The 23700-nt window shown below is 73.0% G+C and carries 28 protein-coding genes; 9 read left to right on the forward strand and 19 right to left on the reverse strand.

Translation table 11 applies throughout. The features are described 5' to 3' along the window. Positions 1-29 precede the first annotated feature (29 nt). Positions 30-1343, forward strand: coding sequence for a UDP-glucose dehydrogenase family protein (locus ACQEVB_RS01015; protein WP_432963482.1), 1314 nt, complete (start codon positions 30-32; stop codon positions 1341-1343). Between the two features lie 111 nt (positions 1344-1454). On the opposite strand, the gene ACQEVB_RS01020 is transcribed toward ACQEVB_RS01015, so the two are convergent. From ACQEVB_RS01020 to ACQEVB_RS01030, 3 genes are read right to left on the reverse strand one after another with little or no spacing between them, the layout of a single operon-like run. Then, positions 1455-1688 (reverse strand): hypothetical protein, encoded by a 234-nt coding sequence (locus ACQEVB_RS01020; protein ID WP_432963485.1) that lies wholly within the window; start codon positions 1686-1688, stop codon positions 1455-1457. A 22-nt stretch (positions 1689-1710) separates the two neighbouring features. Then, the gene (locus ACQEVB_RS01025) at positions 1711-2910 is read right to left on the reverse strand and encodes a cytochrome P450 (protein ID WP_432980031.1); all 1200 of its coding nucleotides are present in this window, start codon (positions 2908-2910) and stop codon (positions 1711-1713) included. Positions 2911-2938: 28 nt separating this feature from the next. Next, complete coding sequence (locus ACQEVB_RS01030; RefSeq protein ID WP_432980034.1) at positions 2939-3907, reverse strand: PDR/VanB family oxidoreductase; 969 nt, start codon at positions 3905-3907, stop codon at positions 2939-2941. A 116-nt stretch (positions 3908-4023) separates the two neighbouring features. Here ACQEVB_RS01030 and ACQEVB_RS01035 point away from each other — a divergent pair, with 116 nt between their 5' ends. The 3 genes from ACQEVB_RS01035 to ACQEVB_RS01045 all read left to right on the forward strand — a co-directional run bounded on the left by ACQEVB_RS01035 (position 4024) and on the right by ACQEVB_RS01045 (position 7262). Continuing rightward, positions 4024-4785, forward strand: a complete 762-nt coding sequence (locus tag ACQEVB_RS01035) for an IclR family transcriptional regulator (protein WP_432963488.1) — start codon at positions 4024-4026, stop codon at positions 4783-4785. A gap of 234 nt (positions 4786-5019) precedes the next feature. Beyond that, complete coding sequence (locus ACQEVB_RS01040) at positions 5020-5790, forward strand: class I SAM-dependent methyltransferase (RefSeq protein ID WP_432963491.1); 771 nt, start codon at positions 5020-5022, stop codon at positions 5788-5790. Further along, positions 5787-7262, forward strand: a complete 1476-nt coding sequence (locus tag ACQEVB_RS01045) for a 1,4-alpha-glucan branching protein domain-containing protein (protein ID WP_432963494.1) — start codon at positions 5787-5789, stop codon at positions 7260-7262. Before ACQEVB_RS01040 ends, ACQEVB_RS01045 begins: the two co-directional genes overlap by 4 nt. A 5-nt stretch (positions 7263-7267) precedes the next feature. Here the strand turns inward: ACQEVB_RS01045 and ACQEVB_RS01050 are convergent, their stop codons facing one another. Together ACQEVB_RS01050 and ACQEVB_RS01055 are read right to left on the reverse strand one after the other, a co-directional pair. Next, positions 7268-7453, reverse strand: a complete 186-nt coding sequence (locus tag ACQEVB_RS01050; protein WP_432963497.1) for a hypothetical protein — start codon at positions 7451-7453, stop codon at positions 7268-7270. After that, positions 7434-7673, reverse strand: coding sequence for a hypothetical protein (locus tag ACQEVB_RS01055; RefSeq protein ID WP_432963500.1), 240 nt, complete (start codon positions 7671-7673; stop codon positions 7434-7436). The genes ACQEVB_RS01050 and ACQEVB_RS01055 overlap by 20 nt, the downstream gene beginning before the upstream one ends. A 399-nt stretch (positions 7674-8072) precedes the next feature. Between ACQEVB_RS01055 and ACQEVB_RS01060 the strand changes: the two genes are divergently transcribed. From ACQEVB_RS01060 to ACQEVB_RS01070, 3 genes are all read left to right on the forward strand, one after another. Beyond that, the gene (locus ACQEVB_RS01060) at positions 8073-8579 is read left to right on the forward strand and encodes a DUF6879 family protein (RefSeq protein ID WP_432963503.1); all 507 of its coding nucleotides are present in this window, start codon (positions 8073-8075) and stop codon (positions 8577-8579) included. Between the two features lie 16 nt (positions 8580-8595). After that, the gene (locus tag ACQEVB_RS01065) at positions 8596-9414 is read left to right on the forward strand and encodes a helix-turn-helix domain-containing protein (RefSeq protein WP_432963506.1); all 819 of its coding nucleotides are present in this window, start codon (positions 8596-8598) and stop codon (positions 9412-9414) included. A gap of 118 nt (positions 9415-9532) precedes the next feature. Then, a complete protein-coding gene (locus tag ACQEVB_RS01070) occupies positions 9533-10789 on the forward strand; it encodes a glycosyltransferase family 4 protein (RefSeq protein WP_432963509.1) in 1257 nt (418 codons plus the stop codon). Position 10790: 1 nt separating this feature from the next. Here ACQEVB_RS01070 and ACQEVB_RS01075 read toward each other — a convergent pair whose 3' ends face one another. Next, positions 10791-11420, reverse strand: a complete 630-nt coding sequence (locus ACQEVB_RS01075) for a TetR/AcrR family transcriptional regulator (RefSeq protein WP_432963512.1) — start codon at positions 11418-11420, stop codon at positions 10791-10793. A gap of 85 nt (positions 11421-11505) precedes the next feature. Between ACQEVB_RS01075 and ACQEVB_RS01080 the strand changes: the two genes are divergently transcribed. Next, positions 11506-11994: an SRPBCC family protein gene (locus tag ACQEVB_RS01080; protein WP_432963514.1), complete on the forward strand. Its 489-nt coding sequence runs from the start codon at positions 11506-11508 to the stop codon at positions 11992-11994. A 5-nt stretch (positions 11995-11999) separates the two neighbouring features. On the opposite strand, the gene ACQEVB_RS01085 is transcribed toward ACQEVB_RS01080, so the two are convergent. The 9 genes from ACQEVB_RS01085 to ACQEVB_RS01125 form a co-directional block, all read right to left on the reverse strand. Further along, the gene (locus ACQEVB_RS01085) at positions 12000-12797 is read right to left on the reverse strand and encodes a hypothetical protein (RefSeq protein WP_432963517.1); all 798 of its coding nucleotides are present in this window, start codon (positions 12795-12797) and stop codon (positions 12000-12002) included. Between the two features lie 70 nt (positions 12798-12867). Beyond that, positions 12868-12990, reverse strand: coding sequence for a hypothetical protein (locus tag ACQEVB_RS01090; protein ID WP_432963520.1), 123 nt, complete (start codon positions 12988-12990; stop codon positions 12868-12870). A gap of 86 nt (positions 12991-13076) precedes the next feature. Next, positions 13077-13841, reverse strand: coding sequence for an acyltransferase (locus ACQEVB_RS01095; protein WP_432963523.1), 765 nt, complete (start codon positions 13839-13841; stop codon positions 13077-13079). A 13-nt stretch (positions 13842-13854) separates the two neighbouring features. Continuing rightward, positions 13855-15075, reverse strand: a complete 1221-nt coding sequence (locus ACQEVB_RS01100; RefSeq protein ID WP_432963526.1) for an RNA polymerase sigma factor — start codon at positions 15073-15075, stop codon at positions 13855-13857. Position 15076: 1 nt separating this feature from the next. Beyond that, complete coding sequence (locus tag ACQEVB_RS01105) at positions 15077-15778, reverse strand: YciI family protein (protein WP_432963529.1); 702 nt, start codon at positions 15776-15778, stop codon at positions 15077-15079. A gap of 63 nt (positions 15779-15841) precedes the next feature. Continuing rightward, positions 15842-16450 carry a response regulator transcription factor gene (locus ACQEVB_RS01110; RefSeq protein ID WP_432963532.1) on the reverse strand — a complete coding sequence of 203 codons (609 nt, stop codon included), beginning with the start codon at positions 16448-16450 and terminating at the stop codon, positions 15842-15844. Then, a complete protein-coding gene (locus ACQEVB_RS01115; RefSeq protein WP_432963535.1) occupies positions 16447-17115 on the reverse strand; it encodes a response regulator in 669 nt (222 codons plus the stop codon). The genes ACQEVB_RS01110 and ACQEVB_RS01115 overlap by 4 nt, the downstream gene beginning before the upstream one ends. Before the next feature lie 166 nt (positions 17116-17281). Continuing rightward, complete coding sequence (gene macS / locus ACQEVB_RS01120; RefSeq protein WP_432963538.1) at positions 17282-18451, reverse strand: MacS family sensor histidine kinase; 1170 nt, start codon at positions 18449-18451, stop codon at positions 17282-17284. A gap of 76 nt (positions 18452-18527) precedes the next feature. Beyond that, complete coding sequence (locus ACQEVB_RS01125) at positions 18528-19493, reverse strand: class I SAM-dependent methyltransferase (protein ID WP_432963541.1); 966 nt, start codon at positions 19491-19493, stop codon at positions 18528-18530. A gap of 48 nt (positions 19494-19541) precedes the next feature. Between ACQEVB_RS01125 and ACQEVB_RS01130 the strand changes: the two genes are divergently transcribed. Beyond that, the gene (locus tag ACQEVB_RS01130) at positions 19542-20084 is read left to right on the forward strand and encodes a Uma2 family endonuclease (RefSeq protein WP_432963544.1); all 543 of its coding nucleotides are present in this window, start codon (positions 19542-19544) and stop codon (positions 20082-20084) included. Here the strand turns inward: ACQEVB_RS01130 and ACQEVB_RS01135 are convergent, their stop codons facing one another. The 4 genes from ACQEVB_RS01135 to ACQEVB_RS01150 form a co-directional block, all read right to left on the reverse strand. Next, positions 20085-21230 carry a YncE family protein gene (locus tag ACQEVB_RS01135; protein ID WP_432963547.1) on the reverse strand — a complete coding sequence of 382 codons (1146 nt, stop codon included), beginning with the start codon at positions 21228-21230 and terminating at the stop codon, positions 20085-20087. It lies immediately after the preceding gene. A gap of 39 nt (positions 21231-21269) precedes the next feature. Further along, on the reverse strand, positions 21270-22031 hold the full coding sequence (locus tag ACQEVB_RS01140; RefSeq protein WP_432963550.1) for a polysaccharide deacetylase family protein: 762 nt from the start codon (positions 22029-22031) through the stop codon (positions 21270-21272). Positions 22032-22235: 204 nt separating this feature from the next. Then, positions 22236-23015, reverse strand: a complete 780-nt coding sequence (locus tag ACQEVB_RS01145) for an enoyl-CoA hydratase/isomerase family protein (protein WP_432963553.1) — start codon at positions 23013-23015, stop codon at positions 22236-22238. Beyond that, entirely contained in the window at positions 23012-23692 is a 681-nt protein-coding gene (locus ACQEVB_RS01150; protein ID WP_432963556.1) for an alpha/beta fold hydrolase, read from the reverse strand. Before ACQEVB_RS01150 ends, ACQEVB_RS01145 begins: the two co-directional genes overlap by 4 nt. Between the last annotated feature and the right edge of the window lie 8 nt (positions 23693-23700).

Genomic DNA, 23700 nt, shown 5'->3' on the forward strand with positions numbered 1-23700 from the left:
TCCCGCCACACCTACCGAGGAGCTGAGAGTTGTTCGCACGACGGATCGCCGTCATCGGGACCGGTTACGTCGGGCTCACCACCGGAGCCTGCCTGGCCTCACTCGGCCACCACGTGGTGTGCGCCGACATCGACCCCACCAAGATCGAACGCCTGCGCGCCGGGCGGGTGGACATCCTCGAACCCGGCCTGGCCGAGCTGGTCGGCGAAGGCATCGCGGCGGGTCGGCTGCGGTTCGTCGTCGGCGCCAGCGCCGCGGTGACCGGCGACGACCGGGGTGCGGAACTGCCCGCCGAGATCGTCTACCTGTGCGTCCCCACCCCCATGGGCGAGGGTGGCGCCGCCGACCTCGCGGCCGTGCGCGCCGTGGCCGACGAGGTGCGCGATCTGCTGCCACCGGGCTGCGTCGTGGTCAACAAGTCGACGGTGCCGGTCGGCACCGCCGCCACCACCCTGCAGATCCTCCGCCGCACGGACGTCGCCGTCGTGTCCAACCCGGAGTTTCTGCGCGAGGGCAGCGCCGTGCACGACTTCCTGCACCCCGACCGCATCGTCGTCGGCAGCGCCTCCCAGGAAGCCGCCGAACGCGTCGCCGCGCTGTACTCCCGGTTGGGCGCTCCCACCCTGCTCACCGACGCCGCCAGCGCGGAGATGGTCAAGTACGCCGCCAACTGCTTCCTGGCCATGAAGCTGTCGTTCGTCAACTCGTTGGCCGACCTGTGCGAGCGCCTCGGCGCCGACGTCGTCGAGGTCACCGAAGGCATGGGCCACGACCGCCGCATCGGCCAGACCTTCCTCTCCCCCGGACCCGGCTGGGGCGGCTCCTGCTTCCCCAAGGACACCCACGCCCTGCTCCAGATCGCCGAGGCCGCCGGCATGGACTTCGACCTCGTCCGCGCCAGCCTCGCCGTCAACACCAAGACCCGCGCCCTCGTCGTCGACAAGATCCGCACCGCCGTCGGCGGCACCCTCACCGACAAGCGCATCGGGCTGCTCGGACTCACCTTCAAAGCCGGCACCGACGACCTGCGCGACTCCCCCGCCCTCGCCGTCGCCGCCCTGCTCCGCGCCGAAGGCGCCCACCTCACCGGCTACGACCCCGCCCACCCGGCCGGCGTCCCCGGCGTCACCGACGACGTCACCGTCGTCGACGACCCGCTGACCATGGCGAAGGAGGCGGACGCGCTCGTGGTGCTCACCGAATGGCCCCAGTTCCGCACCCTCGACTGGGCCGCCCTGGCCGGGGTCACCACCACCCCCGTCGTGATCGACACCCGCAACCTCCTCGACGCCGACATCCTCCGCCGCGCCGGCTTCACCTGGATCGGGATGGGCCGCGGGTAGGCCGGGATGCACCTCGCTCGTCTCCTCTGAGACGTACCCAGCGTGAGGTCGTCCATCGGATCACCGGCTCGAGCAGTACCTGGACGACACTCGGCGCCGGGATGCGCGGAGTCAGCCACGGCTTCGGCGCGCCGTGCACCGGTCCACGACGAAGAAGTAGCCGTCCTCGTCGCGGTAGGCCAGGTCGCCGGTGTGGAACCACCCGTCGCGGACGGCCTGCGCCGGGGCCTCGGGCTTCTTGTGGCACCGCGAGCGTCTGCTGGACCTGACCAGCGCGGCGTCTGCCTCGCCGAGGTGCTCGATCACGTGGTCGCGCAGGTCCGCGCCACCGCAGGGCTCCCCCACCGGACCGCGACGACTGCACTCCTCAACCAACTCGGACGCGGACGGGGATGCTCTCCCAGGCTCGCAGGGTGTTGTTGTGGTGCCGCGCGGTCGGGCCGGCGAGCTCGATGGTGCGCACCCTTCGGGCCAGTGCTGTGAGCAGCGCCTCGGCCTCGAGTCGCGCGACGTGCTGGCCGACGCACTGGTGGAGCCCCATGCCGAACCCGACGTGGCCGGAGGGGTCGCGGGACAGGTCGAACGCGTCGGGGTCGTCCCAGCGCCGCGGGTCGCGGTTGGCTGCCCCGAGGAACATGAGGATCTTCTTGCCCTCCGGGACGACGTGGTCCCCCACCCGGACGTCGACGGTGGCCGTGCGGAAGAAGGTCTGCACCGGTGACTCCCAGCGCACCGCCTCGTCGAAGGCGACGCGCGCCAGCGGCGGCTGCTCGCGCAGCCGCTGCCACTGCTCGGGGTGGGTCGCGAATCCGTAGAGCGCTGCGGACAGGCCGTGCACGGTCGTGTCCACGCCCGCGGTCAGGAGCGAACGGACGATGAGGGGTGCCTGCTCGGGGGTGATGTCGCCGCGGTCGGCCGCTGCCCAGATCTGCGCGCCGAACCCGCCGTCGGTGAGTGCCTCGCGGGCGCACTGGGCGTTGAGCCACGCGGACAGTTCCGCGATCCGGGGCGCGCCCTGCGCGACCAGGTCGTTGTGGGGACCGAAGGCGTTGAACGCGAAGTCACCGTAGGGCAGCAGGTTCTCCCGCCCCTCCTTCCCGATGCCGACGGCGTCGGGGAAAACCCGCAGGGGGAACACCGTCGCCAGCGACGCGACCACGTCGAACTCGGCGCCGCCGGCCAGGACCTGCTCGACGAGGTGCTCGGCGTCGGTGAACCACTGCTCGCGCAGCCGGCGCAGCGACCGCGGACCGATGATCTTGCTGAGCACGCGACGCGGCGCGTCGTGCCGCGGAGGGTCGGCCTCGAGCAGCAGGCTGGGCGGGCGCCACGGCTTCTCGTACCGGAAGTTGGACAGACCCACGCCGGCCGCCGACTGGAAGTCCTGCCAGTCGACCAGTGCGGCGTGCACCTGCTCGTAGCGGGCGAACGCGTACACGTCGTAGGTCGAGAGGTGCACCACCGGTCCGGCGTCGCGCAGCGCCGCGTGCAGCGGCAGCGGGTTCTCCAGCACGTCGTGGCTGAACGGATCGGTGTCATTCGTCGGCAATGTGGTGCCAGAACCCATGATCGCGGTCACAGCAACCCCTCCGTGGTCAGAGATCGAGGACGAGACAGTCACTGCGGGCACGGGACACGCAGATGAACATGCAGTCGTTCGCCTGGCGCTCGTGGTCCTCCAGCAGCGCGTCGCGATGGTCGGGCTCGCCGGCCAGCACCGTGGTCTCGCAGGTTCCGCAGATGCCCTGGCGACAGGAGGAAAGGACCTCCACCCCGACCTTGCCGACGGCTTCGAGGACCGTCATCCCGGGTGGAACGGTCACCGTGACCCCGGTGCGGGCCAGCTCCACCTCGAACGGGGCCCGCCGGGCGGCGGCAGCGGGTTCGTCGCTCACGAACCGTTCGGTGCGCAGGGTGTGCGGGCTCCACCCGGCGCAGGCGGCTGCCGTGGCCGCCAGCAGCGGGGCGGGCCCGCAGGCGTAGATCTTGACGCCCGGACGGGGTGCGCCGAGGAAGCCGGGCACGTCCAGCAGGCCGAACTCGTCCTGCGGAACGACCCGGACCCGGTCGCCGTAGCCCGCCAACTCGTCGAGGAACGCCATCGACGCCCGCCGACGGCCGCCGTAGAGCAGGCGCCAGTCGGTGCCCAACATGTCGGCCTGCCGCACCATCGGCAGCAGCGGCGTGATGCCGATTCCTCCCGCCAGGAACAGGTACTGCTCCGACGGCACCAGCGCGAAGTTGTTCCGCGGACCGCCCACCCCGACCGGGTCCCCGACCGCGAGCTCGTCGTGCACGTAGGCGGACCCACCGCCGCCGGCCTGCTCGCGCAGCACCCCGACCCGGTAGGTGAACGGGTCCCAGCGGTCACCGCACAGGGAGTACTGGCGGGTCATCCCGTTCGGCAGCAGGAGATCGATGTGGGCGCCGGGCGCCCAGTCCCGCAGCCGCAGACCCGACGGCGAAGTCAGCTCCAGCACCACCACGTCCTCGGCCACGAGCTCCTTGGCGGTGACGCGCAGCGTGGCGACATCGGCGGAGACGGCGCCCTTCTCGCTGCCGATCACACCCGTCAACGTGTGGATCACTCGACCTCCTCGTCGTTGCCCGAAGGGTCGGGCACCCCGCCCGGGCGACCAAGCCCGTTCTCAATGGACGAGAGACCTGCGACACTGCCTCCGTGCCGCGCACCGCCACCGGGGAGTCGTCCCTCGCGCGCGCCGTCCGCATCATCGCCGCGTTCACGCCCGAGGAGACCTCCCTGCGGGTGTCCGAGATCGCCCGCCGGACCGGCCTGCACATCGCGACGGCGTCCCGGCTGGTCGCCGAGCTCACCGCGCACGGGCTGCTCGACCGGGGACCCGACCGGGAGGTCCGCATCGGGGTCCGGCTGTGGGAGCTCGCGGCCCGGGCGTCGCCGACCCTGTCGTTGCGCGACGCGGCCCTGCCCTACCTGGAGGACGTGCACGCCGTGGTCGGCCACCACGCCCAGCTCGGCGTGCTGGACGGCGCGGACGTGTTGTTCCTCGAACGGCTGTCGGCACGCGACGCGGTGATCAACTACACCCGGATCGCCGGCCGCCTACCGCTGCACCTCTCCTCGTCCGGGCAGGTGCTGCTCGCCCATGGCCCACCCGAGCTGCAGGAACGCGTCCTGCAGGGACCGCTGCAGCGCTACACCGCCGCCACGATCACCACTCCCGAAGCGCTGCGGGCCGCGTTGGCCGAGGTGCGCCGCCGCGGCTACGCCCTCACAGCGGGCCACGTCCACGAGGACGCGACCGGGGTCGCCGTGCCGGTGCGGGGTGCCCTCAACGAGGTGGTGGCAGCGCTGTCGGTGATCGTCCCCAACGACGGCCACGCGGAGGCCCGCGTGCCGGTGCTCATGGCCGCCGCCCGCGGCATCAGCCGATCACTCGCCGCCGCGCGCCCTCCCGCCTGAGCGGCATCTCCGCTGCTGCCGAGCAAAGGAAGGTAGGACCTCCGGCCGCGGCGGGTCGGGCGCGCGGAACTGGCGGAAGGCCCGGACGTACACCTCTCTCGTCTCTTCTGAGACCGTACCCAGCGTGAGATCCCACTCCTCGGCCAGCTCGAGAAGCTCGTCCATCGGAAGATTCCTCCCTGATGGTCTCGTCGCCGACGAGCGCTGTGCGGAACCGGCGGAGGGCGGCACAGCATGAGCGACGACGGCATCGTCGCTGGTCACGTGGCTGAGCTGCCGCTCACCGGCGAACGCACGGTGCCCGGCATCGCCGAGGAGAACTACTGGTTCCGCCGGCACGAGGTGGTCTACGAAGCCCTGCTGCCGCGCTGCCGGGACCTCGACGTGCTGGAGGCGGGCTGCGGCGAGGGCTACGGCGCCGACCTGCTGGCCGGGATGGCGCGCCGGGTGCTCGCGCTGGACTACGACGCGGTCACGACGGCGCACGTGGCGCGGCGCTACCCGCGGCTGGACGTGCTGCGCACCAACCTCGTCGCGCTCCCGGTGCGCGACTCGTCGATGGGTGCGGTCGTGTCGCTGCAGGTCATCGAGCACCTGTGGGAGCAGGAACGGTTCCTGCGCGAGTGCCGGCGCGTGCTCGCGCCCGGGGGTCAGCTGCTGGTCTCCACGCCGAACCGGATCACCTTCTCCCCCGGCCGCGACACCCCGCTCAACCCGTTCCACACCCGCGAGCTCGCCCCGGCCGAGCTCGCCGGGCTCGTCGCCGACGCCGGGTTCACGCAGGTCGAGCTGCTGGGTCTGCACCACGGCCCCCGCCTGCGGCAGCTCGACGCCGCGCACGGCGGGTCGATCGTCGACGCGCAGACGGCGGTGGTGCTGGGCAGCGGCGAGTGGCCGCCGCAGCTGCTCGCCGACGTCGAGTCGGTGGCGTGCGCGGACTTCGACCTCACGGCCGACGATCTCGACGCCAGCCTGGACCTGCTGGTCACGGCGGTGCGCCCGTGATCCCCGGCGCGTTCTGCCTGGTGCTGCACAGCCACCTGCCGTGGCTCGCGCATCACGGGCGCTGGCCCGTCGGCGAGGAGTGGCTGTACCAGAGCTGGGCGCACGCCTACCTGCCCGTCGTCGACGTGCTGGAGCGGCTGGCCGCCGACGGGCAGCGCGACGTGCTCACCCTCGGCGTCACGCCCGTACTGGCGGCGCAGCTGGACGACCCGCACTGCCTGCGCGGGATGCACCACTGGCTGGGTGACTGGCAGCTGCGCGCGCACGGCGTCGCACCGCGGCTGCCGGAGCTGGCCGTGCACGAGCACCGGGCGGCCGCACGGGCGCTGGAGCTGTTCGAGACCCGGTGGCGGCACGGCGCGTCGCCGGTGCTGCGGCCGCTCGTCGACGGCGGCGTGATCGAGCTGCTCGGTGGCCCGGCCACGCACCCGTTCGGCCCGTTGCTGCTGCCGGAGGTGCGCGCGTTCGCGCTGGCCGCGGGCCTGGCCGACACGTCGCGTCGGCTCGGGTCCCGTCCGGCCGGGATCTGGGCGCCCGAGTGCGGCTACGCGCCCGGCATGGAGACCGGGTACGCCGCGGCCGGCGTGCAGCGGTTCCTCGTCGACGGCCCGTCGCTGCACGGCGACACCGCGCTCGCCCGGCCCGTCGGCGGCTCGGACGTGCTCGCGTTCGGCCGCGACCTCGACGTCACCTACCGGGTGTGGTCGCCGAGGTCCGGCTACCCCGGCGGGCGCGACTACCGCGACTTCCACACCTACGACCACGAGTCCGGCCTCAAACCGGCGCGGGTCACCGGCCGGCACGTCGAGCCGCACGACAAGCGGCCCTACGACCCGGAACGGGCCGCCGCCGCCGTGGCCCGCGACGCCGCAGAGTTCGTCGACGTCGTGCGTGACCGGCTCACCGAGCTGCACGCGCGGCACGGACGCCCTCCGCTCGTCGTCGCGGCGTTCGACACCGAGCTGTACGGGCACTGGTGGCACGAGGGCCCGGCCTGGCTGGAGGCCGTGCTGCGGGCCCTCCCCGAGGCAGGGGTGCAGGTCACGACGCTGCGCGGCGCCGCGGACGCGGGGTTCGTCGGCGAGCCGGTGGAGCTGCCGGCGTCGTCGTGGGGCTCGGGCAAGGACTGGCGGGTGTGGGCGGGCGAGCAGGTCACCGACCTCGTCGAGGCCGGTGACCGGGTGCAGAAGACGCTGGTCCAGACCGTGTCCGACACCCTGGTGGCCGACGGGCTGGCGAACCGGCTGGCCGAGGAGGCACTGCTAGCGCTGTCCAGCGACTGGGCGTTCATGGTGAGCAAGGACTCCGCCGCCGGCTACGCCCGCGACCGCGCGTACGGGCACGCCGGCCGGGTCGGCGAGCTGGCCGAACTGCTGCAGGCGGGCCGGCGCGACGCGGCGCACCGGCTCGTCGCGGACTGGGCTCCGGCCCCGTTCGGCCACGTCGACGCCCGCGCACTGGCCCGCCCCTGACGACGTCACGTCGGCGGGGACCGCCGCTGGTCCCGCGTGACCCAGTCGCGGTAGGAGACGTCGAGGATCACCCCGTCGATCCCGCTGCACCAGGTCGGTTCGAGGTGGACGAACTCCCTGGTCAGCACGTCGAACCGGACCGGTCGCAGGCACACGTCGCACGGCGGGCGGCTACCTGGCTTCGGCACCATCCGCACGCACCTCCTCCGCTGCGGCGGCCGCGGCGTAGATGGAGCAGGGCCACCGGCTGCGGCCGGCCTGCGCACCGAGCTGGCACGCGGTGCAGCGACCCGTCCCGTCGTCGCGGTGCTGCGCGATCAACCGGCCGGCCATCCCCGGTTGGGAGACGATCAACGTCACCAGCGGGGTCATCGTGCCGGCCTGCACCGGCACCTCACGTACGCTCTCCATCGACCTGGGACTCCTCAGTTCGGGTCACCGAGGCCTCGGCGGCCGCAACCCGCCGGGGCCTCACCTGTAGCCGCGGTCCTCTGCGGCCACGGCACAAACTATGCGAGTTCTATGCAGATATCAAGCAGCGCTAGACAGAAGCCTCCCAACCTTGCAGAATCGCCATCTCGGACTGATTCAGCATGGAAGGAACATCATGCGACTTACGACCCTCGCTAAGGACAAGAACAGCGGCACCGAGGGGTGCAAGTCAGTCCATCGGAACGAGGACACCGGGCGACTCGTCTTCCAAGGCCCTGGCGTCGATATGAAGTACCTACCCAACGCGCTGCCCGGCGAGCTGGCCGTCGAGCTCGACGAGGAGATCGTGCGCGACGCCGCGCACGCGTTGGGGTGGCTGTGATCGGTACGCCCGAGTTCCAGGCAGCCTTTGAATCAGCCCAACGGACGATCTTCCGGCTGGAGACGCTGCAGTACTACGACGCCGACCCCGGCTTCGATCGTTTCCTGGCCGGGGAGGCCTGGGAGGCCACCGACTCCAAGCAGCACTGGGTGGATCGAGTCCGCCGGATCGTGGATCGGGGCGTCCCGATGCAGCGGGTGCACGTCGTGACCGAGCCATGGACGGACTACATCCGCTTCGAACTGACCCAGTCGTACCCGCCCAACGTGGAGGCGGGCGAGGACATCCGGATCATCACGGCACCCGAGCCCTGGCCTGGTCCCGACTTCTGGATGTTCGACGACGAGTGCGTCTGGCTGATGCATTACGACGAGGCCGGCGTCCTGGTGGGAGTGGAGGACGTCTCGGCGTCGACCGCTACCGTCCGGGCATGTGTGGCACGCAAGGACGAGGCCCTCGCGAAGAGCACGCCGCTGCGCCAGGTCGTCGACATGACAGGCTGATCGCGGGCGGACGCTCATGACCCATCCGGCGCGGATACGTCTCGCCGAGCGGCTGCGTGCTGTCCGCGCACCCCGGTTCCGCTCCGGATCGGCACTCGCACGCCATCTCGGATGGCAGCAGAGCAAGGTGTCCCGCATAGAGCTTGGCCAGCAACTGCCGTCCCGCGAGGACCTCGACCAGTGGATCGCAGCCGTCGGCGCCGACAGCGAGGAGCTGCACCAGCTCCTCGACGACGCGCATGTGCAGACGGTGTCAATTCGCGCCGCAGCGCGCAGCGCCGCGGGCGTGCCCGGTGTCCAGGTCGATCTCGCCGATCTCGAACGACGCTCAACCCTCGTGGCCGAGTACCAGCCCCACATGGTGCCCGGTCTCGCCCAGACCGCAAGTTATGCACGCAGCTGGCTCACCCAGGCCGATCGACCGGAGGTTCTGGCGAGCGTCGACGTCGAAGGCGTGATCAACGCTCGTATCGCCCGGCAAGCGATCCTCTACCAGCCCGGACACGACGTAGTGATCGCGATCGGGGAGGCAGGTCTCCGCAACAGCCATGGCGATCCCTCCGTCCAGCGACAGCAGCTGGGGCATCTCCAGGTACTGGCCGAACTGCCCACCGTCACGCTGCTGGTCGAGCCGGCACACGCAGCGATGGCCACGATGCGCGGCTTCCGAATCCTCGACGACCGAGTCGTTCTCGAGGACACCGAGGGCGCGCGGCACCTCACCGATCCCGCCATCGTGGGCCGCTTCACCGCCGCGCTGGCGGCACTGCGCAGCCGCGCCCTCGCAGGCGAGGACGCCGTCGCGTTCATCCGCAAGGTGGAGCGCGCCCTCTGACCCCGGCGACGTCACACACCGTGCGGCCACCTCACACAGCGCACAACCTGTGTGACGTGGCCGCGCGTTGTGTGACGTCACCATCGGGTGCGTTTGCTACCGCGGGTAAGTTGTGGCGATGCGGGTGCTGATGCTGTCGTGGGAGTACCCCCCGGTCGTGATCGGCGGGCTGGGGCGGCACGTCCACGCGCTGGCCACGCACCTCGCCGCCGCCGGGCACGACGTCGTCGTGGTCTCCCGCCGCCCGGCCGGCACCGACGCCGAGACCCACCCCACCACCGACGACATCGTCGACGGGGTGCGGGTGATCGCCGCGGCCGAGGACCCGGCGCACCTGGAGTTCGAGCGTGACCTCGTCGCCTGGACGCTCGCCATGGGCCACGCGCTGCTGCGCGCGGCCCTCACCCGCCTCGACGGCTGGCGGCCCGACGTCGTGCACGCCCACGACTGGCTGGTCGCCCACCCCGCCGTCACGCTCGCCGACACCCTCGGGGTGCCGCTCGTCGCCACCGTGCACGCCACCGAGGCCGGACGGCACGCCGGCTGGCTCTCCGGCGCGCTCTCCCGTCAGGTGCACTCCGTGGAGTGGTGGCTGGCCCGCCGCGCCGACGCCCTGATCACCTGCTCGGCCGCGATGCGGCAGGAGGCCGTCGAGCTCTTCGACGTCGACCCGGCGACCGTCACCGTGCTGCACAACGGCATCGCCCCGCAGGCGTGGGCGGTGCCTGCGAGCCGGGTCGCGGCCACGCGGCGCCGGCTCGCCCCAGGGGGCGCGCCGCTGCTGCTGTACTTCGGCCGCCTGGAGTACGAGAAGGGCGTGCAGGACCTGATCGCGGCGCTGCCCCGGATCCGGCGCACCCACCCCGGCACGCGGCTCGCCGTCGCCGGCACGGGCACCGCCACCGACATGCTCGTGGCCAACGCCCGCACGCACCGGGTCCGGCGCAGCGTCGCGTTCCTCGGCCACCTGCCCGACGGGGAGCTGCCCGCGGCCGTCGCCGCCGCCGACGCGGTGGTGCTCCCGAGCCGCTACGAACCGTTCGGCATCGTCGCGCTGGAGGCGGCCGCTGCCGGCGCGCCGCTGGTCACGTCCACCGCGGGCGGGTTGGGCGAGCTCGTCGAGGACGGGTGCACGGGCGTCTCGTTCGCGCCTGGCGACGTCACCGGTCTCGCGAACGCCGTGCGCACCGTCCTGGACGACCCGGCCGCCGCCGCGCAGCGGGCCACCGCGGCCCGTGCGCGGCTGGCCACCGACTTCGACTGGCAGCGGATCGCCGCCGCCACCGCCGACGTCTACGCCGGAGCGCCGACGGGCGGTCCGCAGGAGCTGCCGCGCCCGAAGATCCCGACGGGCAACGTGTTCGGCCGCACCTGAGTCACGCCGGCGGGTAGGCGCGCACGAACACGTCGGCCAGCTGCGGCAGCATGCTCGTGAACACGCCGTCCTCGAACGAGAGGTGCGGCTCGTTGGCCATGTGCTGGCTGAGCGCGCCGGTGAGCAGCACCCCGATCAGCCGCACCCCGTCGTCGGACGCGCCGGCGGGACCGATCTCGCCCTGCGCGGCCGCGTCGTCCAGCGCAGCGGCGAACCGCGCCACCATCTCCACGCTGGGTGCGAACGCGTCCGGTTGCGGTTCGAAGCCGGCGATGGGCCGCCAGAACAGCAGCTGCGCGAGCGGGCCGTTCGCCACCGACCAGCGACCGGCGGCATCCATCCCGGCCCGGACGGCCGCCATCCCCGCCGGTGCGGCGTCCATCGCGGCGGCGACCACCCCCAGGTGCTCCTGCTGGCCGCGCCGGAACAGGGCGTCGTAGATCGCGCTGAGCGAGGGGAAGTACTTGTAGAGCGCCGGCGGCTGCACGCCGAGCCGGCGGGCGACGGCGGCGAGGCTGAGCCCGCCGACGCCCTCCTCCGCCATCACGTCGACGGCGAGCCGCAGGATCTCCTCGATGGTCTCCTGGCGGCGCCGGGCGCGGCGGTCGGTCGGCGCGGCAGCGGGGGGCACGGCGCTACGCTACCCGATCGGTTCCGGTTGACAACTTTGGTTAATGGTCGTAACTTTTGCGACGACCCACAACCGAGGAGGGGCCATGCGCCGGTTGACCAGCGACGAAGTACGCGCCCACGTACCCGCGCCGCCGGAGCGCGTGTACCAGCTCGTCTCGGACGTGACGCGGATCCCCGAGTGGAGCCCCGAGGTGGTCCGCTGCACCTGGCTCGACGGCGCCACCGGGCCGGCCGTCGGCGCCCGGTTCCGCGCGACCAACAAGAAGCGCTGGTTCCGCTGGTCCAACAAGCCGGTCGTCGACGTCGCCGATGCACCCCGCGAGTTCGCCGTCACCCGCACGGAGCCGGGCGGCGGCAGCATCCGCTGGACCTACCTGCTCAGCCCGGACGGCACCGGCACCGAGGTGGCGCTGCGCTACGACGTGCTGCAGCCCGTTCCCGTGGGCCTGCACGTCGTGCTGCGCGTGCTGCTCGGCGTGCGCGACCTGCACGACGACCTGCACGCCAACATGGAGACCAGCCTGCAGCGCATCGCGCAGATCGTCGCCAGCGCGGCCCCGGTCGCCGACTGACGCGCTCAGAACGACCGGCGCACGGCCTGCCACTGCCGGCGCACCGCCTGCCCGCAGCGGCGACCCAGCCGGCCCGCAGCCGCGACGCCCCGCCCGGCCCACCGCAGCGGCGCGCTCACACCGCGCCAGAGCCACCGCAGGAACCGCGCGGCGATCCGCAGCACCTCCGGCCCGTACGCGGCCCGCCACAGCCACGCGATGCCGGCGCCGACGGCCCGCAGCACCCGCCCGACCAGCCGGACGAACCAGGCCACGCCACGTCCCGCTGCGGCGAACGCCCGGCCGATCAACCTCAGGACCTCCGGCCCGTACGCGGCGCGCCACAGCCACGCGACGCCGGCGCCGAGGGCGCGCAGTGCCTGCCCGGCCAGCCGGATCGACCACACCACGCCGGCGACGAGGCCGGACAGGACCCGGTCGATCCCACGTGCCACGGCGAGCAGCGCCCGACCGACCGGCGCCAGGACCGTCCGCAACCGGACGGAGATCCAGCGCAGGCCGCGACCCAGCCACCGCACCATGGCGCCGATCCCGCGTGCGACCCGAACCAGCACCCGCCAGATCCAGCGGCCGACGGCGGCGAACCCGCGGCCCAGCCACCGGAAGAACGGAGCCGCCCAGCGGACGAGCCGCCGGCCGGCGGCGATCGCCGCGCGAGCGGTGGAACGCAGCAGCTGCCAGCCGGCGACGAACGGCACGACCAGCACCGCCACGGCGATGACCAGCGGGTTCGACTCCGGCTCGGCGGGCTCGCGCGGGCGCAGCGGCGCCTCGGGTGCAGGCGCGTCGGTCCTGGCGGGCACGAGTACTCCGATCGGTGACGCCGAGTGGATCACCTCAGCCGTCGTGCCCGACGGCACCCGCGTTACCTCGTCAGGCGGCGGCGGTGTGCCCTTCCGCCCGCTCCTGCTCCACCTGCGTCGGCTCGATCGAGGTGTCGAGCTCGTCGATCTCCAGCACCAGCGCTTCGAGCCGGCGCACCGTGTCGTCCTTCATCGGTCCATTCCTCCCCCGAAGAAACCCTGCACCCGTTAGACGAACGAGACCACGGATTTGATTCAGCAGGGGACACAATTCACACTTCAGGGCCCCACGGACTCCGTGCGCTGCAGCCGCTGCTGCACCGACGCGGCGGTCTTGCGGGCGATGTCGGCCAGCGCAGCGCGTTGCTCCGCGGCCGCCTCGTAGTCGGCGAGCCGGTTGCGCACCACCCGTGCCGGCGCCCCGACGGCGATCGAGTACTCCGGGATGTCCCCGCGCACCACGGCGTGCGCGCCGAGCACGCTGCCGCGCCCGACCCGGGTGCCGCGCAGCACGCTCACCTTGGTGCCGATCCAGCAGTCGGGCCCCACCCGCACCGGCGTCTTGACGATGCCCTGGTCCTTGATCGGGATGGTGACGTCGGCGATGCGGTGGTCGAAGTCCGTGATGTACACCCAGTCGGCGACGATCGTGGTGGCCCCGATCTCGATGTCCAGGTAGCAGTTCACGGTGTTGTCCTTGCCGAACACCACCTTGTCGCCGATGCGCAGCGAGCCCTCGTGGCAGCGCAGCGAGTTGCCGTCGCCGATGTGCACCCAGCGGCCGATCTCCAGCCGCCCGTAGCCGGGGCGGGCGTGCAGCTCCACGCGCTTGCCGAGGAACACCATGCCGCGCAGGACGACGTGCGGGTTGGCCATGCGGAACCGCAGCAGCCGCCAGTAGCGCACCAGGTACCAGGGGGTCCACGCGCGGTTGCGCACGATCCAGCGCAGCGACGCGAGCGTGACGAAACGGGCCTGCTCGGGATCGCGCCTGGCCCCCCGCCGGTAGCGGCTCCACATCGACGCGCCCCACATCGTCGTCATGCCGCGAGCCTAATCAGCGGCCGGTGATCACCTCGTCCAGCCGTCGCTGCAGGAACGCGCGCGCCTGCTCGTTGGCCGCGCCCGCCACCGCGGCGCGGTAGGCGATCTCCGCCTCCGCGGTGCGGCCGGCGCGGCGCAGGAGGTCGGCGCGGGTGGCCGTGACCTGGTTCGATCCGGCCAGCCGCGGGTGGTCGGCGACCTCGTCGAGCGCGGCCAGCCCGGCGGCGAACCCGTCCCGGAACCCGACGGCCAGCGCGCGGTTGACCAGCACCGCCGGCGACCTCGACCAGGTGGCGAGCTCGTCGTAGGCGTCGACGACCGCGGCCCAGTCGGTGGCCTCCCAGCTCGGAGCGACCGCGTGCGCCCCGGCGATCCGGGCCTGCGCGAGGTACGGGCCGCGCCCCCGCTCCGCCGCCGACACGAGGTACTGCAGCCCCTCCCGGATCGCCGCGCGGTTCCAGGCGGAGCGGTCCTGCTCCTCCAGCGGCACCAGCTCGCCGGACGGGGTGCGGCGCTGCGCCCGCCGGCTGTCGTCGAGCAGCATGAGCGCGAGCAGGGCCGCCGCCTCCGGCTCGTCGGGGAGCAGCGCCACGAGCAGCCGGCCGAGCCGGATCGCCTCGTCGCACAGCTCGTCGCGCACGGCCTCCGGCCCGTCCGTGGCGAAGTAGCCCTCCGCGAACACCAGGTAGATGCAGGCGAGCACGGCCGGGGTGCGTTCGGGCAGCAGGTGCGCCGGCGGCACCCGCAGCGGGATGTTCGCCTGCCGGATCTTCGCCTTGGCCCGGGTCAACCGGTTGGCGACGGTGTGCTCGGGCTGCAGGAACGCGCGCGCGATCTCCGCGGTGCGCAGCCCGCAGACCAGCCGCAGGGTGAGCGCCACCCGCGACTCGGGCGCGAGCGCCGGGTGGCAGCAGGTGAAGATCATCCGCAGCTGGTCGTCGGCGACGGGGGTCATCTCGGGCTCCTCGACGGGCGGGGCGAGGAGCACCGCGTCGGACTCCTTGCCCTCGCGGGCGGACTCGCGGCGCAGCCGGTCCAACGCCCGGTTGCGCGCCACCGTGGTGATCCACGCGCCGGGGTTGCGCGGTGTCCCGCGCTCGGGCCAGCTGCGCAGCGCGTCGGCGAACGCCTCCTGCACCGCGTCCTCGGCCAGCCCGATGTCCCCGACGAGCCGCGCCACGGTGGCGAGCGCCCGGCCGAACTCGACGCGGTACAGCGCCGCGAGGTCCGTCACGTCACCCGCCGAGGTGCACGACCCGGCGCAGCTCCAGGCGGCCCTTCGCACCGAGCGGGATCTGCACCGCGATCGCCGTCGCGGCGGCCTCGTCGGGCGCGGCGAAGAGGTAGTACCCGTTCGCCACCTCCGCGGCCTCGGTGAACGGGCCGTCGGTGAGCAGGGCCTGGCCGTCGCGCACCCGCACCGTCGTCACCGACGAGGCAGCGAGCAGCGCACCGCCGCCGCGGATCGCGTCGGCGACCTTCGCGCCGAACGCCATGTGCCGCGCGACGCCCGCCTCCCACTCGGGCGTGCCGGGCGCGACGACGTCGCCGGGCGGCTCGAGCAGCAGCGCCATCCACCAGTCCGGGCCGGACTCGGCGACCTGCGAGAACTCCGCCATCGGCCACACCTCGACGTAGCCGTCCTCGGCCGCGGGCAGGCCCTTCGCCAGCTGCAGGCAGTCGTCGAGGTGATCGTTCTCGAACACGGTGAAGCCACCGACCACCTCGGCCTGCTCCACGAACGGACCGTCGGTGACCACGCCGTCCCGGACGTGCACCGCCGTGCTGGACGGGTACAGCGCGGCGCCGCCTGCGATCGCTTCGCCTGCTGCCGCCTCGAACGCCGCGTACCGGGCCAGCTCCGCGTCGAACTCCGGGGTGCCGGGCTCGACGGGCGACGCGTCCTCGCGGCCGTACAGCAGAGCCATGTAGTGCATGTCGTCATCCTTCCTGGGTGGCAGATCCTCCTGCCATGACGACGAACGGGCTCCCCGGTTCTCCTAAGCGAGGCCGTGCTCGATCGCGTACCGCACGAGGGCGGCCCGGTTCGGCAGGCCCAGCTTGCGCAGCGTGTTCTGCACGTGGTTCTCGACGGTGCGCGGCGAGAGCACCAGCCGCGCCGCGACCTGCTTGCCGGTGAGCCCCTCGACCACCAGCCGCAGCACGTCGGCCTCCCGCTCGGTGAGCCGCTCGACCACCGAGCCCGCGCGGCCGTGCTCCTCCAGCACCAGCTCGGCCAGGCCGGGGCTGTACACGGCCTCGCCGGCCGCCAGCCGGCGCACGGCGTCGGTGAGGCGCAGCATGCTCACCGGCCCGACGAGGTAGCCGGCCGCCCCGGCCCGGACGGCCGCGAGGACCGTGCCGTGCTCGGCGCTGCCCGACACCGACAGCACCGGTGCGTCGGCGAGCCGGCCGATCGCGTCCAGCGCGTCGAGGCCGGGCGTTGCCATGTCGACGACCACGACCTGCGGTTCCTTCGCCGCCGCCGCGGCGGCGGCCTCGTCCACGTCGGCGGTGCGGACGAGCAGGTCGATCTCCGCGGCCGCCAGTGCGGTCGCGGCGCCGGAGTCGGCCGCGCAGACCGCCACGACCGTGATCGAACCGCTCAATCCGCCAACCCCTGCTCGATGGCGTACCGCACCAGCTGGGCCCGGTTGTGCAGCTGCAGCTTGCGGAGGGTGTTCTGCACGTGGCTCTCCACCGTGCGGTGCGACACGACGAGCCGGTCGCCGATCTGCTTGGCCGTGAGCCCCTTCGCGACCAGGCGCAGCACCTCGGTCTCGCGGTCGGTGAGCGCCGGGACGGCGGGCGAGCCGTCGCGCGGGGCCGGTTCGTCGGCCAGCCGCCGGTACTCGCCCAGCACGAGCCCGGCCAGGCCCGGCGTGAACACGGGGTACCCGGCCGCGGTGCGCCGCACCGCTTGCAGCAGCTCCTCGGCGCCGGCCGACTTCACCAGGTACCCGGAGGCGCCGGCCTTCACCGCCGCCAGCACGTCGGCGTGCTCGCCGCTGGCCGACAGCACCAGGATCCGCGTGTCCGGGTGCTTCGCGAGGATCCCCTCGATCGCCGTGACCCCCGACGTGGCGCCCAGGTTGAGGTCCATCAGCACGACCTGTGGACGGGTGGCGTTGGCGATCCGCACGGCCGCGTCGGCGTCCGGGGCGGTGGCGACGACCTTCAGGCCGCGCTCGGTGAGGTCGCGCGCCACCCCTTCCCGCCAGATCGGATGGTCGTCGACGACCATCACGGTGATGTCCGCGTCCTCTTCGCTCATGATCCGTGCTGCCCTCTCCCCGTTGGAGGGCCCGGCAGGTGAGGGTCCGGGCTTTCGGCGCCCAGGCGGCCCCTCGCGGCGTTGCCGCCCTTGCAAAGACGCCCGGTCTGAGCTGCGGGCGGCGCCTTGCGAGGAACCACCTGGACACCGAAAGCCGCACGAACCCTCACCTGCCGGACCCTCCTACCTTGATGATCCACTCCGTGCCCTGGTCCGGGCCCGTCTCGCACTCGATGGAACCGCCCAGGTCGAGCACCCGGCCGCGCATCGACCGGACCACCCCCATCCGGCCCTCCTGCTCGGCGGCGGCCAGCCGCCCGGGCGGGATGCCCGGCCCAGCGTCGCGCACGCTGATCTCCACCCCGTCACCGAGATCTTCCAGCAGCACCCACGCGGGCGCGTCCGGGCCGACGTGCACGGCGACGTTCGCGAGCGCCGCCCCCACCACCGCCACCAGCTCGTCGACGGTGCGGGCAGGCAGCAGCACCGGGTCCGCAGGCGCCGACACGCTCACCCGGGACGTGCCCAGCAGCCGCAGCGCGGCGGCCAGATCACGGTCGCCGTTCGCGTCCACCGACGACGGTCCGGTCACCAGCAGCGTGCGCAGCGCCACCTCCTGCTCACCGGCCAGCACGCCCAGCTCCCGGGCCTGCCCGTCCAGCTCGGCGGCCCGCCGCTTCACGTACCCCAGCACCTGCAGCACCCCGTCGTGGACGGCGCGGGCCAGCCGCTCGCGCTCCGCCGCAGCGGCCTCCGCAGCGGCCGCCTCGCGCACCCGCTGCGCGGAGCGGCGCAGCACCGTCGCGGCGTAGCCGACGGTCACCCCGGCCACGACCAGCAGCTCGACGTCGCCGAGCTCGTTGGCGATGCTCGCCTGCGTCAGCAGCAACGTCACCGAGATCGCGAGCGCGGAACCGATCCCGCCGCGCACCCCGTAGACCAACGCGCACGCCAGCACCGCGCACGACGTCCAGAACGAGCCCATGATCGGCTCGTCGGCCTGCAGCTGGGCGGCGGTCTGCACGAACGGCGTCGTGGCCATGATCGCGATCGTCACCGCGACGTCGACGGGCGCGACCCACCCGCGCCGGCGCGGAGCCCCGGTGCCCAGGTAGGCGAGACCCGTCACGCCCGTCCAGACGACCATGGCGCCGCACACCACGACCGCCGCGACCGGCTGCGCGTACTCGTCGAGCCGGGCCAGCACCACCCCGACCGCGCCCACCACCGTGAGCACCCGGTACACCAGCAACCCTCGCCACAGCGGCTCCAGCGGCCGGCCCAGATCGGTCTCCGTGGCGCCGATCATGGTGGTCGTGGAACCCGGTGCCGGCACCGGCGCAACACTACCTGTGCAGGTCAGAGACATCGGGCCAGCGTCACCGACCCGTGCGCCCGACGGATCGGTAGTACTACCTGCCGCGCGGCTTCGTGCCCGTCACCAACGCGTTGTAGAACCAGGCGCGCGGCACGATCCGGGACAGCTCGCGGTCGAGCCGGGACAGCCGCATCCAGCTGTGGTAGGCGAACATCGCCCAGCGCATGCCCAGCTTGCCCGGCGGCACCGCCGCCTCGAACGTGCGCACCGGCCAGCCCAGCATGGCCGCGGTGAACTCCTCGGTGGCCACCCGCACACCGGACGCCCCGGCCGCGGTGGCGTAGCGCTCCAGGTCGGCCGGGTCGAACACGTGGATGTCGACCAGCGCCTCCAGCGCGGCCGCCCGCGACGACTCGTCCAGCTCCTGCTGCGGACGCCGCCACCCCTGCAACGGGCCGAGCCGCGTGACCGTGGTGGTGGCCTTCCAGGTCAGCGCGCCGAGGCGGCGGGCGTACCAGTCACCGATCTTCGTCGGCTCGCCCGCGAACACGAACCGGCCACCCGGCTTCAGCACCCGCAGCACCTCGCGCAGCGCCAGCTCGACGTCCGGGATGTGGTGCAGCACCGCGTGCCCGACGACCACGTCGAACGTGTCGTCGTCGAACGGGATGCGCTCGGCGTCGGCCACCCGGCCGTCCACGTCGAGGCCGAGGTGCTCGGCGTTGCGCAGGGCCGCCGCCACCATGCCCGGCGACAGGTCGGTGACCGAGCCCTTCTTCGCCAACCCGGCCTGCATGAGGTTGAGCAGGAAGAACCCGGTGCCGCTGCCCAGCTCCAGCGCCCGCTCGTACGGCCACTCCCGGTCGCCCGCGACGTAGCGGAACCGCTCGGCCGCGTACTCGATGCAGCGCTCGTCGTAGCTGATCGACCACTTGTCGTCGTACGACTGGGACTCCCAGTCGTGGTAGAGCACGTTGGCCAGCTTGCGGTCGTGGCGCGCCGCCTCGACCTCCTCCGCCGTGGCGTGCGGGTTGGGTGCCGGATCGCCCTCGCTACTCATGGGTAGCAGCATTGCAGAACTGTCGGTGGCACCCGCCACCCTGTCACCATGACAGCCATGGCGGTGCAGGCGCAGGACCCGCGGATCTCCGCCGAGGATTTCTTGACGCAGGACTACCCGATCGGCTCCGAGCTGATCGACGGGGTGGTCCACGTGAACGACGCGAGCTTCCGGCACAACCGGCTCTGCCGGCGCATCCTCCGCGCATTGGACGACTGGGCGAGCTCGCCGAACGGCCATGGCGAGGCCGGATGGGGCGGCAACTGGGTGCTCTCCGCCGGCAACGTCTACAAACCTGACGTGTGGTGGGCGGCTCACCCGCCGGACGGGACCCGCCATGACGGCCCACCGGACATCGCGGTCGAGGTGCGGTCACCGAAGACGTGGATGCTCGACATCGGCCGCAAGCGCAACGAGTACTTGAGGTCAGGGGTCGGCGAGCTGTGGCTGGTGGACACCCCGGCCAACACCGTCTTGGTCTACCGCAAGGACGAGGACCTCGACGACGCGACGGAGGTCGGGCCGGGCGAGGTCCTCACCTCGCCGCTGCTGCCCGGATTCGCGCTCCCGATCGACGAGGTGTTCGCCTGATCACCGCGTGATGCCGGTGTGCCCGAGCGAGTAGCGCCCCGGTTGCGGCCACACGCACAGCCCGTGCGGGCCGTTCCCCACCGGGATCTGCTTGATCAGGTGGCCGTCGGCGGTGGAGAGCACGTACACGGCGCGGTCGTAGCGCCCGGAGAGCCACAGCTGGGTGCCGTCGGCGCTGACGTTGCCCATGTCCGGGCTGGCGCCGTCCCCGATCGTCCAGGTCGCCGTGATCGCGCCGGTGTAGGCGTCGAGCACGGAGACGGTGCCGGCGTGCCGGTTGGTGACGTACAGCTTGGTGGCGTCGCGGGAGAGGTAGAGCCCGTGCGCGCCGTGGCCGGTGGGGATCTCGCGCAGCACCTTGGTGGCGGCGCCGTCGAGCACCCACACGCCGTTCTGGTCGGAGTCGGCGATGTAGAAGACCGAGCCGTCCGGGGCCAGCTTGATGTCCTGCGGGCCCATCTCCGTGTTCCGCGTGGGCAGGTCGATCATGCGAAGGAGCGTGTGCTCCGCCACGTCGACGACGGCGACGCGACCGGCGAACTCGCAGGTGAACACGGCCGTGCGGCCGTCGGGGGTGAAGTCGGCGTGGTCGATGCCGGCGCAGTCGGGCGTGTTCAGCGTGGTCTGCACCGCCCACGTGTGCGGGTCGTAGAACACGAGCTGCTTCTTGCGCTCGGCCACCGAGATCGCCGAGCGGCCGTCCGGGGTGAAGTACATGTTGTACGGGTCGACCACGGGGAACGTCTTCCCCGGCAGCCCGGTGCGGGGGTCGAACGGGGTGAGGTGGTCCCCGGTGTCGTCGCTCGCGTAGAGGGTCTTCATGTCCCACGACGGCACGACGTGCTGCAGCTCACCGCCGAGCTGGTACTTCCCGACGACGGCGAACGTGGCCGGGTCGATCGTCCACACCTCGCCCGACTTCGTGTGCGGCACGTACACCAGCGGTTTCGCTGCTGCGGCCTCAGGGGAGAGCGCGCCCGCGCCGGCTGCCGCGTACACGTTGTGCGGATCGGTGACGGGCGGCATGCCGGGCAGGGCCGCGACGGCGACCGGTGCGGGGGACGGTGCCGGGGCGGGCGCCGGGACCGGGGCAGGGGCGGGGGCGGCGCAGGCCGTCACGACGGCGAGCAGGGCGGCGACCAGCACGGGTCGGACGATCGGGGACACAGCGGTTCGTCAGGCCTCTCAGGTGAACAGCCGGGTCGCGGTGACCGGGCTGAGGCCGCGGGCGGCCAGGTCGTCGAGCAGGCCGGGCAGCGCGGCGAGCGTGCCCGGATGGCCGAGGTGCAGGCTGACCACGCTCCCGGCGCGGGCGGCGGCGACGTTGCGGCGGATCGCGGCGGCGCCGGGATCGGTGAAGTCGCGGGAGTCGACGTCGTAGGACAGCACCCGCGGGTAGCCCGCCGCCCCGGCCAGCTCACGCACCTGCTTGGTGGCGTGCTGAGCCGCCGACGGGCGGAAGAACGCGCCGGGCCCGCCGGTCAGCGCGACGAGCCGGTCGCGGCAGCGCTCGATCTCCGCCCGCACCCCGGCCTCGTCGAGCGTGGTGAGGGTGGGGTGGGACCAGGTGTGGTTGCCCAGCTCGTGACCGTGGTCGACGGTCATCCTGGCCACATCGGGATAGCTCTGCAGCCAGGTACCGACCGCGAGGACGGTGGCCGCGGCCCCCCGGTCGGCGAGGCCGGCCAGCACCCGCCCGGCCAGCTCCGGGTCACCGGCGCCGTGGAACGTGAGCGCCACCTCGGCCCGCCCCGTGCTCGCCGTCACCAGCTCCTGCGCGGGTCCGGTCGGCGGCGCGGACGTCGTCGGCGGGGCGGTCGTCGGCGGGGCGGTCGTCGCCGGCGGCAGGGCGGCCGGGACCGGTGACGGGGCCGCACACGCGGCGACCAGCGCGGGCGCCGCGAACAGCACGGCCCGGCGTCGCACGCCCGGCCCCTCGACAGTCACGCCGCGACCGTACTACCACCCCTGACCTGGGAATTCCTTTACCCGGCCGCCGGCCGGAAACCCCACGTCACACAGTGTGGGGGTGGCGAGATGGGCCGTGAGCCGGCGGCCCGGCCAGTCCTCGCGCGACCTCACACAGCGCTGGGCCCCCTCACACAGGTCCGGACGTGTGTGAACGGGCCCGGCGGTGTGTGGCGTGGCACGTCAGCGGCCGGTGAACTGCGCCTTCCCCGGACCGTTCTCGACGAAGCTCGTCAAGCCGGCGCGGCCGTCCTCGGTGGAGAAGAGGGCGGCGAACAGCTCAGCCTCCAGGTCGAGTCCGGTGCGCAGGTCGGCGTCCAGCCCGCCGTCGATGGCCTTCTTCGCGGCGGCGAGCGCCATCGCCGGCCCGCTCACGAACTGCTCGGCCCAGCGCCGCGCGGCGGCGTAGACGTCGTCGGGGGCGACGACCTCGTCCACCAGCCCGATCGCGAGCGCCTCGTCGGCCTTCACCATGCGACCGGTGTAGATGATGTCCTTCGTGCGGGACGGGCCGATGAGCCGCGCCATGCGCTGCGTGCCACCACCGCCCGGGATGATGCCGAGCAGGATCTCCGGCTGACCGAGCTTGGCGTTGTCGCCGCAGATGCGCCGGTCGCAGCCCAGCGCGACCTCCATGCCGCCGCCGAGCGCGTACCCGGTGATCGCGGCCACCGTGGGCTTGGGGACCTCGGAGAGCGCACCGAAGCACGCCGAGAGCCGCCGCGCGACAGGCGCCATGTCGGCGTACGACATCTCCGCCATCTCCTTGACGTCCGCCCCGGCGGCGAAAACCTTCTCGCCGCCGTAGACGATCACGGCGCGGACGTCGGCGCGGCGGGTGGCCTCCTCGGCGCAGGCCTTGAGCTCCTCCTGCACCTGGCGGCTGAACGCGTTCATCGGGGGCCGGTCCAGCCGGATCGTGCCCACGCCGCCGTCGACCTCGAGCTTCACGAACTCCGTCACCCGCGGGACAGTAGCAACCGATCGACCAATGCGTCCGGTTCCGAGAGCGCGACGAGGTGCCCGCCCGGGAGCTCCTCGACCGCGATCCCCAGCCGCTCCGGCACCACCCGCTGCTGGAGGGCCAGCGGGAAGAGCCGATCGAGTTGGCCCGCGAGGAACCGGGTGCGCACATTGGGCCACGCAGGGAGCGGCCACGGGTCCCCGAACGGCCGGTCGGCCTGCTCCGGTGGCGGGCCGGCCTGCGCGGCCGCGGTGACGTCGGCGGGCACGTCGTGGAAGAACGTCTCCCACGGATCGAACGGCGCGTCGGGATCGCGGCCCTCGGCGAGGGCGAAGGCGCGCGCAGCACCGGACTGGTCCACGGACTCCCACCACTGCCCCAGTGTCTCCCCCGGCACCGGAACCATGGCGTTGACCAGCACGAACTGCGTGACGGGCAGCCGATCGGCCACCAGCGGGGCGGAGAACCCGGCCATCGACTGCGCCACCACCACGACCTCGCCCTCCGGGGAGGCTTCGACGATCGCGTCGGCGTACTCGGCCAGGCCGGCCGTCTCGTCGGTGGCCGGCAGCTCGACGGCGACGGCGGTGTGACCGTGTCGCTGAAGCAGCGGCACGACCCGGTGCCAGTACCACGCCTGCCCGCCTGCCCCCGGAACCAGAACGAAGGACGTCATACTCCTAA

Source organism: Pseudonocardia sp. CA-107938 (assembly GCF_050936315.1).
Taxonomy (GTDB): Bacteria; Actinomycetota; Actinomycetes; order Mycobacteriales; family Pseudonocardiaceae; genus Pseudonocardia.